Below are 16,486 nucleotides of genomic sequence, written 5' to 3'. Positions count from 1 at the left end.
GCCGTAGGCCGGCTGGGTGGGCGGCGGCTGCTGGGTGGTGACTGCCGGAGGGTAGCCGTACCCGGGCTGTTGCGGCATCGCCGACGTGGGCTGCTCGGGCGGCAAGGGTGCCCTCTCCGGCGGCGTGGTGTCGTGGGTCAGGGCGGCCTCCGACTCGTCCACCGAGATGCCGAAGTGGGTCGCGAGACCCTGCAGACCGTTCGCGTAGCCCTCGCCGAGCGCGCGGAACTTCCAGCCGCCGCCGCGCCGGTACAGCTCACCGCAGATCAGCGACGTCTCCTCGCCGGTCTCCGGCTTGACGTCGAAGTACGCCAGCGGTTCGGAGTCGGGGACCGTGGCGTCGTACAGCAGGATGCGCAGCGACCGTACGCGGTCGAAGGGGACGTCGTCGGCGGAGGCGACCAGCAGAATCTGTCCGACAGCGGACTCGACGCCCGCCAGATCCGCCTGGATGGTGTCCGTGAGGCCCTCGGTGACGCGCTTCTTGCCGAGCCGCCAGACCTTGCCGGAGGGGTGACGGGGCTGGTTGTAGAAGACGAAGTCCTCGTCGGACCGTACGCGTCCGCCGGGGCCGAGGAGCAGCGCCGAGGCGTCGACATCCGGGACGCCCTGGCCGGGCGTCCAGCGCAGCACGGCACGCACCGCCGTGGCGTCCAGCGGAACGTTCGACCCCTTCAGCATCGCTTGCGTCATGCGGATCATCCTGCCCTCTCGGTCCTGCTCACGACAACGCGGGGGTCACGATCGCCCGGCGGGGACCGACGAGCGTTCGATACGTCCCAGTTACCAGAACTTCATCCCCGGCGGGAACCCACGACATGGATGTCTACGTACTATTACCGGCCACCATTTCACCAGGCCGACCAGCTGCCACGGGGGACTCCTATGCGTCATTTCGGGCACCTCGCCCCTGAGGAGCGTCAGCGTCTCTTCCACCGGGAGCCGCAGTTCTTCACCGCCGACTCCCCGGCCCGGGTGCTCGCGGCGGCCCTCGGGGCCACGCTCTACAGCCCCGCCACCCGGCCTCGGCTGGCCGACGACATCGTCAAGCAGGCCGGGCGCGGTGTCGTCTCGATGGTGCTCTGCCTGGAGGATTCGATCGACGACGCCGAGGTCACGGGCGCCGAGGAGAACCTGGTCCGGCAGTTCGGCGACCTCGCAGGGCTCCGGGGCGCCGAGCTGCCGCTGCTGTTCGTCCGGGTCCGTACGCCGGAGCAGATCCCGGACCTCGTACGGCGGCTCGGACCGGCCGTACGGCTGCTGTCCGGATTCGTACTGCCGAAGTTCACCGAGGAACGGGGCGTGGCGTTCCTGGAGGCGCTCACCGCGGCCGAGGCGGAGAGCGGGCGGCGGCTGTTCGCCATGCCCGTGCTGGAGTCCCCCGACCTGCTGTACCTGGAGACGCGGGTGGCATCGCTCCAGGGCATCTCCCGCACGGTCGACAAGTACCGCGAGCGCGTGCTCGCGCTGCGTCTCGGCGTCACCGACTTCTGCTCCTCGTACGCGCTGCGCCGGGCGCCCGACATGACCGCGTACGACGTGCAGATCGTCGCCTCGGTGATCGCCGACGTGGTGAACGTGCTGGGGCGGGCGGACGGCACCGGGTTCACGGTGACCGGGCCCGTCTGGGAGTACTTCCGGGTGCAGGAGCGCATGTTCAAGCCGCAGCTGCGGACCAGCCCCTTCCTCGAGGTGCGCGCCGGGGGCCTGCGCGAGACGCTGATCGAGCACGCGATGGACGGCCTGCTGCGGGAGATCTCCCTGGACAAGGCCAACGGCCTCCTCGGCAAGACCTGCATCCACCCCTCGCACGTCCTGCCCGTGCACGCGCTGTCGGTGGTCAGCCACGAGGAGTTCAGCGACGCACAGGACATCCTCCGGCCCGAGCGCGGCGGGGGAGGGGTGTTGCGGTCCGCCTACACGAACAAGATGAACGAGGTGAAGCCGCACCGGGCCTGGGCCGAGCGCGTCCTCCAGCGCGCGGAGGTGTTCGGCGTGGCCAACGAGGACATCGGTTTCGTGGAGCTGCTGGCGGCGGGACTGCCCGGCGACTGACGGGACCGACGCGTCCTGCGGGCACGGCTCACCGAAGCGGTGCCTTACTGACGACTTACCGACAAGGGATTGATGAACAGCAACGCCAACAACCCGGTCTGGTCCGGAAGCTGGGTCGCCGAGCGGCTCGGTGTCGAACTGGTCGGCGACGAACCGCTCCGGGACCTGCTGGGACTCGCGCTGCGGCGCAACCCCAAGCGGGCGCACCTGCTGGTGTCGAACGTGCTGGGCAAGCACGTGCCACAGGCGCCGTCGGTCGTGTACGGGCACGGGTTCGCCCTCGGCCGCCGGGTGCGCGAGCTGCTGGGTGACCAGGCGGGCGACGCCGTCGTGCTCGGGTACGCCGAGACGGCCACCGGGCTCGGCCACTCGGTCGCGGACGGCGTGGTGTTCGCGCCGTACCTGCACTCCACCCGGCGGCCCGTCGAGGGCGTCGCCCGGGCCGGCGGCTTCGAGGAGGCCCACTCCCACGCCACCTCGCACCTCCTGCTGCCGGAGGACCCGGAGCTGCTCGCGGGCGACGGGCCGCTGGTGCTGGTCGACGACGAGTTCTCCACCGGCAACACCGTCCTGAACACCATCCGTGAACTGCACGCCCGCTACCCGCGCGGACGGTACGTGATCGTGGCCCTGGTCGACATGCGCTCGGCCGCCGACCTCGGGCGCCTGGACGAGTTCGCCCGCGAGATCGGCGCCCGCGTCGACCTGGTGACGGCGGCCTCCGGGACCGTACGGCTGCCGGAGGGGGTGCTGGCGAAGGGGCAGGCGCTGGTCGCGGAGTACGAAAGCGCCGGGGCCGGGAAGCCCGGCCGGGCGGGTGCCGGCCATGACCGGGTCACCCGCGTCGAGCTCGGCTGGCCCCGCGGTGTCCCCGACGGCGGGCGGCACGGCTTCACACGCGAGCACCGCGCACGCCTGGAGAGCGCGCTGCCCGCCATGGCCGCCCGGCTCGCGGACGCGCTGCCCCGGGGCGTGCGGCGCGTGCTCGTGCTCGGCTTCGAGGAGCTGATGTACGCGCCGCTCCGGCTGGCCCGGGAGCTGCAGAAGGCGACCGAAGCCGAGGTGCGGTACTCCACCACGACCCGCTCACCCGTCCTCGCGGTCGACGACCCCGGTTACGCGATCCGCAGCCGTATCGTCTTCCCCGCTCATGACGACCCCGCCGACGGCCCCGGCGAGCGGTACGCCTACAACGTCGCGGGCGCCGGCTTCGACGCGATCGTGGCCGTGGTCGACTCGGTCGCCGACACCCTTGCGCTCCACGCCGCCGACGGACTGCTGGCGCGGCTGGCCGCGCACACGCCGAGCGTGCTGCTCGCGGTCGTCCCGTCGTACGTGCCGTCGTACGCGACCGAGCGCCATGGGCCGCCGACGGCCCGGCACCGCCGGACCACACCGCCGTGGCCGAGCGCCGTCGTGGCGGAAAGAGCGAACCGACCGTTCGGCGCGCCGGAAGAAGCGTCGGACACCACCGAAAGGTCCTCCATGCTGCCCGAGCCCCTCCGCGGCCCCGCCTTCTCCTCGTACGCGCCCGACGAGGTCGGCTGGCTGCTCCAGGACCTCTCGGACATCACACTGGAGGCGCCCACCGAGGAGCGCGAGGAGGCCATCCAGAGCGGAGGCGCGCACTACGCGGAGTCGCTGCCGGTGGAGTACCAGCCCAGTGAGCGGTACCAGGCCCTCTTCCACAGCGCGCTGGAGGAGTCGGCCGGGCGAATAGCCCAGGCCGTGGGTGTGGTCACGGAGACCGTGCTGGCCGAGCGGTCACCCCGGCCCGTACTCGTCTCGCTCGCCCGCGCGGGCACCCCCGTCGGCGTGCTGATGCGCCGCTGGGCGCGGCACCGGCACGGGCTCGACCTGGCGCACTACGCCGTGTCGATCGTGCGGGGGCGCGGTATCGACGCCAACGCGCTGCGGTGGCTCGCGGCCCATCACGACCCGGCCGATGTGGTGTTCGTCGACGGCTGGACCGGCAAGGGCGCCATCACCCGCGAACTGGCCGACGCCCTGCGGGAGTTCGAGGAGTCCGACGGCGTCACCGGCTTCGACCCGGAGATCGCGGTGCTCGCCGACCCCGGCTCGTGCGTGCGGACGTACGGCACCCGCGAGGACTTCCTCATCCCGTCCGCGTGTCTCAACTCGACGGTGTCCGGGCTGATTTCTCGTACGGTGCTGCGCGCGGACCTCGTCGGCCCGAACGACTACCACGGTGCGAAGTTCTACCGCGAACTCGCCGGCGCTGATGTGTCGAACGACTTCCTGGACGCGGTCTCGGCCCGCTTCACCGAGGTCGCGGACGCGGTGGACGCGCAGGCCAAGGAGCTGCTCTCCGCCGACCGCACCCCGACCTGGGAGGGCTGGGCGGCCGTCGAGCGGATCAGTGGGGAGTACGGCATCCACGACGTGAACCTGGTCAAGCCCGGCGTCGGCGAGACCACCCGGGTGCTGCTGCGCCGCGTACCGTGGAAGATCCTCGCGCGGGCCGGAGCGGGGGCCGATCTCGACCATGTGCGCCTGCTCGCCGAGCAGCGCGGGGTGCCGGTGCACGAGGTGGGCGAACTGCCGTACACCTGCGTCGGGTTGATCCACCCCAAATACACGAGGGGCGCCACCGGCGCCGACGGAAAGGCGGTGGCCCTCTGATGGCCGTCCTGGTGGCGAGCGATCTCGACCGTACGCTCATCTACTCCCCGACGGCACTGGCACTGACCATGCCGGACGCGCGGGCACCCCGGCTGCTGTGCGTCGAGGTGCACGAGAGCAGACCGCTGTCGTTCATGACCGAGACCGCGGCCGGGCTGCTCACCGATCTCGGGGACGCGGCGGTGTTCGTGCCGACGACGACCAGGACGCGCAAGCAGTACCAGCGCATCAACCTGCCGGGCCCGGCGCCCGAGTACGTGATCTGCGCCAACGGCGGACACATCCTGGTGGACGGGGTCACGGACCGGGACTGGCACGCCCGCGTGACGGCCCGGCTCGCGGACGAGTGCGCGCCCCTGGAGGAGATACGGGACCACATGGCGGCCACCGCCGACCCGGCCTGGGTGCGCAAGCACCGGGTGGCCGAGGACCTCTTCGCGTATCTCGTCGTCGAGCGGGAGCTCCTTCCCGAGGACTGGGTGAAGGAGCTGGCGGTCTGGGCCGAGAACCGAGGCTGGACGGTGTCGCTCCAGGGCCGCAAGATCTACGCCGTGCCCAAGCCGCTCACCAAGAGCGCGGCCCTGCGGGAGGTCGCCCGGCGCACCGGCGCCGAGCTCACGCTCGCGGCCGGTGACTCGCTGCTGGACGCCGATCTGCTGCTCGCGGCGGACCGTGGCTGGCGGCCGGGGCACGGGGAGCTGGCCGAGGCCGGGTGGGCGGCGCCCGCGGTCACCGCTCTTCCGGAGCGCGGGGTGCTGGCCGGGGAGCGGATCCTGCGGGAGTTCCTGAAGGAGTGCCGCGGCTGAGCGGGTCGGGTGAGGTCCGCTGCGGCTGGGCAGGGCCCTGCCGCCAGGGGCGCGGGGCCGCACCGGTCTGCGGCTCCGCCGAGAGCGGGGGAGCGGCCGGCCACGACGGTGCCGCGGACGACCGACGGCACGTCGCGGCACTTCCCGCGGAGCGCTCAGGTGCTCAGACGGCTGGTTCCCGGTCCTCGGAGGCCCTGGTCCCGGTCCCGGTCCGGCGCGCGCCTCGGCCCGGCCTGGTGAGCCGTACGACGGCGAAGGCCGCCACGGCGAGTGCGGCGGCGGCCAGGACCACCTTCGAGTAGGCGGAGACGAGGGTGGTCACCTCCGTCCAGTTGTCGCCGAGGAGATAGCCGGCGAGGACGAAGATCGTGTTCCAGATGGCGCTGCCGAGGGTGGTGAGCACGGTGAACACGGGCAGCGGCATGCGTTCGACGCCCGCGGGCACGGAGATGAGACTGCGGAAGATCGGGATCATCCGCCCGAAGAGGATCGCCTTGGTGCCGTGCTTGAGGAACCAGGCCTCCGTCTTCTCGATGTCCGCGACCTTGACTAGGGGAAGACGGGCGGCGACGGCGACGGTGCGGTCACGGCCCAGCAGCGCGCCGACCCCGTAGAGCGCGAGGGCGCCGACGACCGAGCCGGCGGTGGTCCACAGCAGGGCGGCGTACAGGTTCATCCGCCCGGTGCTCGACGCGAACCCGGCGAGCGGGAGGATGACCTCGCTGGGCAGCGGCGGGAACAGGTTCTCCAGCGCGATGGCCAGCCCGGCGCCCGGTGCGCCGAGCGTGTCCATGAGGCTGTTGATCCACTCGGGTGCGGGGCCTGCCCCGGCCGCCATGACTGTCATGGGGGCACGGTACGGAGGTGGACCTTAAGGGAACCTGAGACCGGTTCCGTCAGCCGCAGCAACCCCCGCCGCAGCAACCGCCACCGCCCCCTCCGCCCGCGCGGGGTGCCGGGGCCGGGGCCGACGCCGAGCCGCCCACCGCGACCGTCGACAGGAGCTTCACCGTGTCGGTGTGGCCGGCGGGGCAGTCCGCGGGGGCGGAGGACTCCGCCATGGGGCGGCTCAGTTCGAAGGTGTCGCCGCAGGTCCGGCAGCGGTACTCGTAGCGAGGCATGCGCACAGGTTAACGGGCGCGGCACGGGTCGGCGGCGTGATCCAGTTGGCCAATTCTGTCTGGTTCTTGATCGGAGCAGTTGTGAAGGTGGCTGATAATTTGTGAACGCCGCGTGGAGGTCGTAAGACCGGGGGAATCAGGGGGTTTCGCAGTCGCGTCTTCGGCGGCTGCGTCTGTCCGCGCGCGCGATTCCACATGCGAGGGGAGACGCAGCCGTGACCACTGCCCGGCATCGAACGGATGTCGCGCATCCCTTGGGCCGCCCGCACTTCGGAGCCCGTCGTGGCTAGCCCGGGGAACGACGGCCGCTCGGGCCGTCGCCGGGCCGCACCGAAGCAGCGCTGGTGGCAGCGCCGTACGACGGCCGATACGACAGCCGACATGACGGCCGATACGGCGACCGACCCGTCCAGCACCATGGTCATCAGGGTGGTCGATCCCGCCGCCACGGCTCACTCGCGGACGGGGGAGACGCAAACGGGTCAAAGCGCTGGGCGACGGGCCGGGCGAGGGACCGAATCAAGCCATCGCGGAGCCCGCCGCCGACCGGCACCGCCCTCCGCCGCCGCGCGCCTCGCCCGGCGGTTAGCCCCGGTGACCGGCCGGCTCAGACCCCGGTACCCGCGACCGGGCCGTACCGGCTGGCGCCGCTGGGTGCCGTCGCGGCGGCAGTGGCTGGGGGCCGCGGTGGTGTCCGTCGGGCTGAGCGGTGCGCTGCTGACCGTCGCCTACGCCGCCACCGACATCCCGAACGACCTGAACACCTTCGCCACGCAGCAGGACAACGTCTACTTCTGGTCCGACGGCACCCCCATGGCCCGGACCGGCTGGGTGCGGCGCCAGGCCATGCCCCTGAAGGACATCCCCGAGGACGTCCGCTGGGCGGTGCTGGCGGCGGAGAACGCGAGCTTCTACTCCGACCCGGGCATCTCCTTCGGCGGACTGACCCGCGCCCTGTGGCGCACCCTCGGCGAGGGCGACACCCAGGGCGGCTCCACCATCACGCAGCAGTACGTCAAGAACGTGTACCTGACCCAGGACCGCTCGGTCGGCCGCAAGTTCGACGAGGCGATGATCGCCCTCAAGCTCGACAACCGGATGAGCAAGGACAAGATCCTGGAGGGCTATCTCAACACCAGCTGGTTCGGCCGCGGCACCTACGGCATGCAGCGGGCCGCGCAGGCGTACTACGGCAAGGACGTCGGCGAACTGAACGTCAGCGAGGCCGCGTTCCTCGCTTCCCTCCTCAAGGGCGCCGGCCTGTACGACCCGGCGCTGAGCCAGGCCAACCACGCGCGGGCCGTGGAGCGCTGGGAGTGGATCCTGGACCGGATGGTCGACCTCGGCCGGCTGGAGAAGTCCGAGCGCGCGAAGTACACGAAGTTCCCCGAGCCGCTCGGGCAGACCCAGGCCTACGACACCGGACGGCAGAGCGACTACCTGGTGGAGCTGGCGGCGCAGTACGCCAAGAAGGCCGCGGGCATCTCCGCCAAGGACTTCGACATGGGCGGCTACCAGATCTACACGACCTTCGACCGCAAGCGGGAGACGGCCCTGACCAAGGCCGTGACCAAGGCCCGGAAGAAGGCCCGGAAGGACTCCCCGGGCAAGGCGATGACCGCGCACTACGGGGCCGCCTCCGTGGCGGCCGACGGCCGGATACTCGCCGTGTACGGCGGACCCGACCACCGCGAGCAGGGCTTCAACGAGTCCAACGCCACCACGGTCCAGGCCGGCTCGGCGTTCCTGCCGGTCGTGTACGCGGCGGCCCTGGAACACGGGGTGCGCAAGGAGCGCGACGCCCCCAGGACACGTGTCACCTCGCAGTCCGTGTACGACGGCAACGACGGCATCCCGGTCACCACACCCGAGGGCCCCTACTGGGACCGCAACGGCGACAAGGTCGTCGCCCACAACGACGGCAACAGGTCGTGGGGGCCGATCACCCTGCACCAGGCGCTCGCCGAGTCCGTGAACACGCCGTTCATGCAGCTCGGCATGGACACGGGCCTGGACACGGTGCGTGAGACGGCGGAAGCGGTCGGTCTGCTCCCGTCCAGCATGGGACCGCAGGTGCCCGCGCTGTCGCTGGGCAACTCGACACCGAGCGCGATCCGCATGGCGGGCTCGTACGCCACGTTCGCCGCCGGAGGCACGCACACCGAGCCGTACTCCGTGCGCCGGGTCACCCACAACGGTTCCCGGGTGGCGCTGGACACCCCGGAGCGGCGCCGTGCGGTGCGCGCCGAGGTGGCCCGCCAGGTCACCGCGGCGCTCACGGACTCCTTCCGCGGGGACCACCCGGCCGACGCCCCCGCCTCGGCGGAGGTGGCCGGGAAGGGCGGCACCACGCAGGACGACACCGCGGCCTGGTACGTCGGCACCAACCGCTCCGTGTCGACCGCGGTCGTGGTCTACCGGATGGACCTGACCAAGAGCATCGAACCGCTGCCGCTCAAGGGGGTCGCCGGTACGCCCCCGGCCGACGTCCCGTACGGCATCTGGTCGAGCGCCATGAGCCCGCTCGGCTGACCACCGGCGAGCACGACCACGCACAGCACGACCACGCACAGCACGGCCACGCACAGCACAGCCACGAGCACCACAGCACCACCCCCACCCCCCTCGCAGATTGAGCCCCGCATGAAGTCGAATCCGAGATCGACGCAGCAACCGGATCCGCAGCGGTCCCCCGGCCGTCGCCGGAGCAGTCGCGGCCGCCGCCGGGCGCGCCCGCAGCGCAGCACCCGCCCCGGATTCCTGGCCATGGCGGCCCTCCTCATCGTGGCGTCCCTCGCGGGGGCCTACCTGGGACTGAAACGCATCGACAGCGCCACGCCGACCGCGTCCGCGGAGAGGGGCCGCACCGACGGCGAGGCGGCCTCGCCCCGTGCGTCCGAGGAGCCCGTCTGGGACGGGAAGACGAAGGTGCTCGGGGACGGCTCGACCTCGTACACCGGGCCGCAGAAGGGCCAGTTGAAGGCGGAACCGCTGAAGCCGGGGGAGAAACCGCCCCAGTTCGTCGTCTTCTCCTGGGACGGCGCGCTCCAGGGGGACGACCAGCTCTTCTCGCACTACCGGGAGGTGGCGAAGAAGTACGACGTCCACATGACGTTCTTCCTCACCGGGATCTATCTGCTGCCGAAGGACAAGAAGACGCTCTACGACCCCCCGCAGCACAAGAAGGGGGCAGCGGCGATCAGCTACCCCACCGACGAGCACATCCGCACCACGCTGGAGCAGCTCGGCAAGGCGTGGCAGGACGGGAACGAGATCGGCACCCACTTCAACGGCCACTTCTGCGGTGCCAAGGGCGGCCGAGACTGGAGCGTGGGGGAGTGGGAGACCGAGATCGGCGAGTTCAACTCCTTCGTGAAGAACTGGAAGACCAACACGGGCTACGAGGACCTGCCCCCGCTGCCCTTCGACGTCGACAAGGAGGTCGTCGGCGGACGCGCACCCTGCCTGGAGGGCCAGAAGAACCTGCTCAAGGCCGTCAAGGACTACGGCTACCGCTATGACTCCAGTTCCAAGGGCGACTTCCAGATATGGCCGCGCAAGAAGAACGGCATCTGGGACTTCCCGCTGCAGCTGCTCCCGTACGAGGGGGGCGACTACCAGGGCCTGTCCATGGACTTCAACTTCCTCTACAACCAGTCCGGCGGCCAGACCCAGGGCGACCCGGCCCAGTACCCGCGGTGGGAGGAGGAGACCGTCGAGACGTACATGGCCGGCTTCGACCGCGTGTACTACGGCAGCCGGGCTCCCCTGTTCATCGGCAACCACTTCGAGAACTGGAACGGCGGCATCTACATGAGGGCCGTCGACCGGACCATCGAGAACGTGTGCACGAAGAAGGACGTCAAGTGCGTGTCCTTCAAGGAGCTCGCCGACTGGATGGACGCGCAGAAGCCGGAGACCTTGGAGCGGCTGCGCAGCCTGGACCCCGGGCAGTCGCCGGAGTGGTCGACGGTCGTGAAGTAGCCCCGGTGACCTCTGTGGAAATTCTGTGCCCCCGGGGTGGAGGAGTTGAGGGGGCCATGTAAAGATGCGCTCCCCGGATACGACCACCCCGGGGTCAAGGAGAACCTCCCGTGAAATCAAGGACGTTGAGCCGTCGTTGCTCGACCCTGGCGGCGGTGGCCCTTTCCACCGCCCTGCTCCCCCTGTCCGCCGCGCAGGCCGCCGACGCCCCGAACACCCAGGTGACCCAGGCGACCACCGACGCCTTCGGTCGCGTGGCGGACGCCGTACTGACCGACCGCACGGCCGCCCTGCTCGCCCCGGGCCAGAGCCGTCCGGCTCGTACGGCAATGAAGGCGACGGGGGGCGTACGGCTGACCGCCGCGCTCAGCCGGACCGAGGGGACCGCGCTGACCGCCCTGGGCGCCACGCGGTCCCGGCTCGCCGCGCTGGGCGAGTCCTACACCGCCGCGGACACCGACGTCACCGTGGACAGCACCAAGGTCCGGGAGAAGAAGGCCGTCGTCCGGGTCACCGAGACCACGACGCTGACGTACGCGAAGGTCCGTGGTGACGAGCCCGCCACCACCGGCTTCCGCGCCCACCACCAGTTGACCTTCACCGCCCGCGAGGACGGCACCTGGCAGCTGTCGGGCATGCGCCGCACGGACAAGGGCCCCCGGCAGATCAACGAGCCCGCCCCGGCGGCCGGCGGACAGCTCCCGCTCACCCGTTCCCCGCTCGCGATCATCGAGGCACCCAAGGCCGCCACGACCTACCCCGCGCCCGCCAACCCCAAGCAGCTCACCGGCGGTACGTACAACTACGCGGCGATGGCGACCTACACCGAGAAGTACTGGAAGAACTACAACCCGGCGTACCGCAAGTACAACTCGCTCGGCGGCGACTGCACCAACTACCTCAGCCAGGGCCTCCTGGCGGGCGGCTGGAAGCAGATCTCCACGGTCACGCCCGAGGAGTACGACACCTGGTACTACGCGTCGAACGGTACGGCCGACGCCTGGATCGGCGTCAACGAGTGGTCCTGGTTCACGCAGACGGCCAAGCGGACCAAGGCGCTCGCGAACGTCTACCAGATGGACGTCGGTGACGTGATGCAGGTGGACTTCGACAAGGACGGGTCCAAGGACCACTCCATGATGACGACCTACCGCAGCACGAGCGGTGTCCCGTACCTGACGTACCACGACGCCGACACCTACCGCAGGTCGCTGTCCAGCATCATCGCCTCGTACCCGACCTCGTCGTACTACGCGTACCGCACCTGAGTCATCGGCCGGCGTCCTGTCCTCGTGGCAGGGCGCCGGCTTTCTCCGCCGCCCGCTCCTCCAGCTCCGGCTGCTCCGGCTGGTCCGGATGGCGGGCCTTCCAGTACGGGTTGTCGTGGGGCAGGGCCGAGCCCACCCGCCCGTACATGCCGAAGGCCATCAGCAGCACCCCGAACACGAAGCTGAAGAGCACGTTCTGGATGCGGAAGGCCAGGAAGTTGATGGTCGTGTCCAGCAGCGCCAGGTTCACGAAGCCGCTCAGGATGAACGCGACGCCGAACAGCATGTTGAGCGTGGACGCGAAGTTGCCACCGATCACCATGCCCACGAAGAGCAGCACACCGACACAGATCGACAGGACACTGAGCGTGCCGTTCGTGTTCAGCCCTGCGACCGTGTCCCCGCGGGTGTCGAAGAAGCCGACCCTGTCGATGAGGCCCAGGATGCCGAAGGCCAGCAGAACGAGCCCCATGAGGCCCGCGCCGATCCGGTAGACCCGGCTGAGCCGGTGGTCGACCGGCAGATGCTCGTCGAGCCGGATGCGCCGCCCGGGTGCCTGGTGTGCTGCGTGCGAGGCCATGTCCGCCTCCTCGGGTGCCGGCGGAAGTCGTACGTACCTTCTCAATATCCGTCCGCGAGGGCCGTGGCGCCAACCACGCACCCATCGCGCATCGCCTCACGCGCCGCCCGCGCCCCGTTCCTCCCTGATCTGCCCCACCACGTGGGCCGCCGTCGCCCGCACGGCCTCCGTCTCCGTCAGGAAGTGCCAGTAGTCCGGGTGCCGCCCCTCCAGCGTGGCGATCGCGCGCTCCAGCCGGGCCACCGAGTCGTCCAGCGGGCGGGCGTGCCGCGGGTCGGGGGTGCTGCGGCCCGCCATGGCCAGCCGCTGGGCGTCCCGGATCGCGAACCGGGTGCGGTCGATCTCCTGCTGCGGGTCCTTCTGCACGGCGTTCAGCCGCCGCAGCCGGTCGCCGGCCGCCGAGACCGCCTCGTCCGTGGCGTTCAGCAGCGCCCGGACCGTCGACAGCAGTGAGGTCGCGTCCGGCCAGCGTTGTTCGTCGCGCGCGGCCCGTGCCTCCCGCAGCTTCGCCTCGGCCTGCCGTACGGTCTCCGCGGCCTGGTCCGGCACATGCTGAAGGTCCTGCCAGCACGCCGCCGAGAACCGCCGCCGCAGCTCGCTCAGCACCGGATCCACCTGCCCGGCACGGGTGCTCAGCGCCTCCGCGCGCGTACGCAGCGACACCAGCCGGTGGTCGATCTCGGCGGCCCGCTCCGGCAGCCGCTCGGCCTCCGCGCGCACCGCCTCGGCGTCCCGCGCGACCCGGTCGGCGCGCTCCAGGGTCTGCGGTACGCCGTGCCGGCCCGCGCCCTGGTTGAGCTTGGTCAGCTCGGGGCCGAGGGCGGCGAGGCGGGTGGCCAGATCATCGGCCTTGAGCCCTGAACTCCGCACGGCATCAAGGGCGTTGGTGGCGGCGAGCAGGGCCTGGCGGGCGCGCTCCACGGCCGGGGCGAGCCGGGCCAGCTGGGTCTCGGCCTTGCCGAGCAGCGGACCGAGCCCCTCCGCGAAACGGTCCAGCTCCTGCTTGACCCTTCCCAGCTCGTCCTTGGCCGCGGTCAGGTCGGTACGGGCACGGGTCGCGACGGAGGCCTCCAGGTCGTCGCGGTCCAGGTCGTGGGCGTCCACGGCGTTGATATAGCGGTGGCTGGCCTCGTCGATCCGCCGCCCCAGCGCCTCGAAGTCGGTGACGGCGCGGCGGGCGGCGGCGGAGTCGTCGACGGCCGAGATGGTCTCTATGGAGATCCGCAGATCGCGCTGGGCCGTGTCGAGCTCGTAGAACGCGGCAGCGGCGGCGTCCTTCGCGGCCTGCGCCTCGGCCCGCTGGCTCTCCGCGCGCCCCCCGAACCACCGCCGGGTGCCGCCCCCGGTGAAGGCGGCGGGCAGGGCCAGGACGGCGAGCACGGGGAGTGCCACGAGGGTCAGCAGATCACGGGCGGGGGACGGCCTCGGGGAGCGGCGACGCACTGGATGCTGCGCGCGTGGCGCGAACGGCGTGTCCGGCCGCGAAGGTGTCGCCGTCACATCCCTCTCCCGTGCTGTGGTCCGCCTTGCCCGGTGTCATTCTCCCACCAGGTAAGGACGAACACACGGGCCGTTCAGTTCGCTGTTCGCACCGTGACCGAGCCGTCTTCCGAGCGGGCGGTGACCACGTGGTCGCTGGACTTGTCGTCGGGCACGGACACGTCCACGGCGCCGTCGTCGGTCTCGGCCGTCACGTCGTACGTCTCGCGGGGCAGCCCGATGGTGACGGAACCGTCGTCGCTGTCCGCCTCCACCAGGTCCGGTACGACGCCGAATTCGAGCCTGACTGAGCCGTCCCGGGTGGTGGCCCTGACGTCGCGCGACTCGATGCCGACCGCGTGCACGGACCCGTCGCCGGTGTGCAGCTTCAGCGGCCCGGTGGAGTCCGTCACCCGCACCGAACCGTCTTCCGTCCGGATGTCCAGCGACTCCCCGAAGCCCTTCGCCGTCACGCTCCCGTCCCCGTCCTTCACGACGACGGCGACCCCGCGCGGCACCTCTATGCGGTGCCTGGCCGCGCACTGGGATATGAAGCCCGAGCACCTCTTGCGCAGCTTGAGCCGGTCGTCCTTCATCTCCCAGGTGATCCGGGGCTCCCCGCCCATGACGACGCGGCCCTGGAACCACCGGGTCACCCGGACCTCGTCCACGTCCGCGGACACGAGATCCAGCGCGGAGTCGTCCGAGTCCACGGTGAGCGTACGGCCCTGGAGGGCGAACGACCGCCGCTCCGGGTCACTGTCGTCCCCGGCACTGGCCCCGCACGCGGTGAGGCCCGCCATGAGGGCCGCGACGGCCCCGGTGACGACGGCGGCCCGGACCGGCGCCGTACGAGCCGGGTGCGCTGAACGAGACATGAAAACTCCCCCTGAGCCCTGGAATCCTGGTTCCGGCCGCTGCTTGGAGTACTCCGACTGCTTCGGGTACTCCGACTGCTTCGACCGTACGGAGCGGGCGCGCCGAGGGGGATCCGGGCCGCTCCCGGATCAGAGGTGGGGATAACCCCCGATACACGTTTGCGGCGCATGCCGCCGCACAAGGTAGGCTGTCGACTCGTCCGGGCGCGTAGCTCAGCGGTAGAGCGCCGCCCTTACAAGGCGGATGTCGGCGGTTCGAAACCGTCCGCGCCCACAGGTTCTCGGACACGAGAGAGGCCCAGGTCCCGGGTGGATGCCCGAAGCCTGGGCCTTCGGCGTTCTGGCCCCCGGGCTCTCAGGCGCCCTCCGTCCCTTCCCGCCCCTGTTCCTCCACGTGCTTGAGGTGCATCCGGGCGTCGACCTTCTCACCGGTGGCGACCTCCGCCCAGTAGCGGTGGCAGCTCACGAACACGGCGAGCTCCCGCTCCCGCTCGCGCAGCTTCTCGACCTCGGCCTGCTCGTCTGCCGTCCAGCCGGGGGAGGCGGGCCGCACGATCCTGCGCCAGCCGTTGTCGTCGCTGAAGCCGTCGAGCGGCTCGACCGACCAGGGGAGCCGCTTCAGCAGGGCCAGCAGCTCGGCCCGGACCTGATGCAGCTCCTCCTGGCCGGCCAGGAGGTCACTCGGGAAGTCATAGGTCTCAGCCACGCGGCAATGCTACGCCTGTTCGAATTTGGGATGCGAGTTCCTTCTGTCATTTCGTGCGGTGACGGGCCGTGCGGGGCCGTTGACTTGCTCCTCGGGCTGAAGCCCGAGGATTCTGGCCTTCTCGATCGTTGCTGTGCCGCTACGCGACACGGGGTTCGGTCGGGAATCCGTGGCTTCCTGTTTCTTCGCGCTGTGCCGGGATCGCTCCTGGTCTTACCGGCGCTCCGCAGGCCGATACCGCCAGTCCGGCGGCCGTCTTCATATTGATCGCGGCGTTGATGTCCCGGTCGTGGACCGCTCCGCAGGCGGCACAGGTCCATTCCCGGACGCTCAATGGTTTGGGTCCGTCCACGGCGCCGCAGGCGTGGCAGGTCTGGGAGGTCGGGGTGAACCGGCCGATCTTGACCAGGGTGCGGCCGTACCGTTCCGCTTTGTACTCCAGCATGCTGACGAACAGTGCCCATCCGGCGTCGTGCACGGACTTGGCCAGCCTGGTGCGGGCCAGTCCCGCCACCGACAGGTCCTCCACGGCGATCCCTTGGTTCTCGCAGATCAGCTTCGTGGAGAGCTGGTGGTGGAACTCACGACGCGCGTCAGCAACCTTGGCGTGAGCGCGGGCGACCTTCAGGCGGGCCTTGACCCGGTTCTTCGATCCCTTCTGCTTGCGGGACAGCTCCTTCTGAGCCTTCCTCAGTTTCTTCTCCGCGCGCCGCAGAAAGCGCGGGGAGTCGATCTTCGTGCCGTCGGAGAGGACCGCAAAGTGGGTCAGGCCAAGATCGATACCGATGGTGCGGTCGGTCTCCGGCATCCGTGCCGCGTCGGCGTCCGGGTCGGTGTCGAGGACGAAGGAGGCGAAAAACCTGCCGGCCGCGTCCTTGACGACGGTGACGGAGGTGGGGGTGGCGGGCAGGGTGCGGGACCACTTCACCTTCACCGCGCCGATCTTCGGCAGGCTCAGCCTGCCAC

The 16,486-nt window shown here is 70.8% G+C and carries 14 protein-coding genes and 1 tRNA gene; 7 read left to right on the top strand and 8 right to left on the bottom strand.

Going from position 1 to position 16,486, the window contains the following annotated elements; genetic code table 11:
* The coding region (locus FNH04_RS23745) for a TerD family protein (RefSeq protein ID WP_152787440.1) at positions 1-693 on the bottom strand (693 nt) is incomplete at its 3' end.
* 192 nt (positions 694-885) lie between these two features.
* Between FNH04_RS23745 and FNH04_RS23740 the strand changes: the two genes are divergently transcribed.
* From FNH04_RS23740 to FNH04_RS23730, 3 genes are all read left to right on the top strand, one after another.
* On the top strand, positions 886-2,055 hold the full coding sequence (locus FNH04_RS23740) for an HpcH/HpaI aldolase/citrate lyase family protein (RefSeq protein ID WP_152787437.1): 1,170 nt from the start codon (positions 886-888) through the stop codon (positions 2,053-2,055).
* Between the two features lie 72 nt (positions 2,056-2,127).
* The gene (locus FNH04_RS23735; RefSeq protein ID WP_152787435.1) at positions 2,128-4,698 is read left to right on the top strand and encodes a phosphoribosyltransferase; all 2,571 of its coding nucleotides are present in this window, start codon (positions 2,128-2,130) and stop codon (positions 4,696-4,698) included.
* Positions 4,698-5,504, top strand: a complete 807-nt coding sequence (locus FNH04_RS23730; RefSeq protein ID WP_152787433.1) for an HAD family hydrolase — start codon at positions 4,698-4,700, stop codon at positions 5,502-5,504. Before FNH04_RS23735 ends, FNH04_RS23730 begins: the two co-directional genes overlap by 1 nt.
* Positions 5,505-5,667: 163 nt before the next feature.
* Here the strand turns inward: FNH04_RS23730 and FNH04_RS23725 are convergent, their stop codons facing one another.
* Positions 5,668-6,351: a DedA family protein gene (locus tag FNH04_RS23725; protein WP_152787431.1), complete on the bottom strand. Its 684-nt coding sequence runs from the start codon at positions 6,349-6,351 to the stop codon at positions 5,668-5,670.
* A 49-nt stretch (positions 6,352-6,400) separates the two neighbouring features.
* Positions 6,401-6,625 carry an FmdB family zinc ribbon protein gene (locus FNH04_RS23720; protein WP_152787429.1) on the bottom strand — a complete coding sequence of 75 codons (225 nt, stop codon included), beginning with the start codon at positions 6,623-6,625 and terminating at the stop codon, positions 6,401-6,403.
* Positions 6,626-7,006: 381 nt separating this feature from the next.
* Here FNH04_RS23720 and FNH04_RS23715 point away from each other — a divergent pair, with 381 nt between their 5' ends.
* The 3 genes from FNH04_RS23715 to FNH04_RS23705 all read left to right on the top strand — a co-directional run bounded on the left by FNH04_RS23715 (position 7,007) and on the right by FNH04_RS23705 (position 11,877).
* Entirely contained in the window at positions 7,007-9,157 is a 2,151-nt protein-coding gene (locus tag FNH04_RS23715) for a transglycosylase domain-containing protein (protein WP_152787427.1), read from the top strand.
* 111 nt (positions 9,158-9,268) lie between these two features.
* Complete coding sequence (locus FNH04_RS23710; protein ID WP_152787425.1) at positions 9,269-10,609, top strand: polysaccharide deacetylase family protein; 1,341 nt, start codon at positions 9,269-9,271, stop codon at positions 10,607-10,609.
* 110 nt (positions 10,610-10,719) lie between these two features.
* Positions 10,720-11,877 carry an amidase domain-containing protein gene (locus tag FNH04_RS23705; protein WP_386575458.1) on the top strand — a complete coding sequence of 386 codons (1,158 nt, stop codon included), beginning with the start codon at positions 10,720-10,722 and terminating at the stop codon, positions 11,875-11,877.
* A 1-nt stretch (position 11,878) separates the two neighbouring features.
* On the opposite strand, the gene FNH04_RS23700 is transcribed toward FNH04_RS23705, so the two are convergent.
* From FNH04_RS23700 to FNH04_RS23690, 3 genes are all read right to left on the bottom strand, one after another.
* Positions 11,879-12,457 (bottom strand): DUF4383 domain-containing protein, encoded by a 579-nt coding sequence (locus FNH04_RS23700; protein WP_152787423.1) that lies wholly within the window; start codon positions 12,455-12,457, stop codon positions 11,879-11,881.
* 96 nt (positions 12,458-12,553) lie between these two features.
* On the bottom strand, positions 12,554-13,957 hold the full coding sequence (locus FNH04_RS23695) for a coiled-coil domain-containing protein (RefSeq protein WP_322723655.1): 1,404 nt from the start codon (positions 13,955-13,957) through the stop codon (positions 12,554-12,556).
* A 74-nt stretch (positions 13,958-14,031) separates the two neighbouring features.
* The gene (locus tag FNH04_RS23690) at positions 14,032-14,814 is read right to left on the bottom strand and encodes a DUF4097 family beta strand repeat-containing protein (RefSeq protein ID WP_152787422.1); all 783 of its coding nucleotides are present in this window, start codon (positions 14,812-14,814) and stop codon (positions 14,032-14,034) included.
* A gap of 202 nt (positions 14,815-15,016) precedes the next feature.
* On the opposite strand from FNH04_RS23690, the gene FNH04_RS23685 reads away from it, so the two are divergent.
* Positions 15,017-15,088 (top strand) — tRNA-Val (locus tag FNH04_RS23685).
* An 81-nt stretch (positions 15,089-15,169) separates the two neighbouring features.
* Here the strand turns inward: FNH04_RS23685 and FNH04_RS23680 are convergent.
* Both FNH04_RS23680 and FNH04_RS23675 read right to left on the bottom strand, forming a co-directional pair.
* Positions 15,170-15,520, bottom strand: coding sequence for a hypothetical protein (locus FNH04_RS23680; RefSeq protein WP_322723653.1), 351 nt, complete (start codon positions 15,518-15,520; stop codon positions 15,170-15,172).
* 139 nt (positions 15,521-15,659) lie between these two features.
* Positions 15,660-16,486, bottom strand: an 827-nt coding sequence (locus tag FNH04_RS23675; protein ID WP_152787419.1) for an RNA-guided endonuclease InsQ/TnpB family protein, incomplete at its 5' end; no start/stop codon positions are given.

Source organism: Streptomyces phyllanthi (assembly GCF_009377205.1).
Classification (GTDB): domain Bacteria; phylum Actinomycetota; class Actinomycetes; order Streptomycetales; family Streptomycetaceae; genus Streptomyces; species Streptomyces phyllanthi.
The sequence above is the reverse complement of the archived record's forward strand: the minus strand, read 5'-3'. Positions and strand labels throughout refer to the sequence as shown.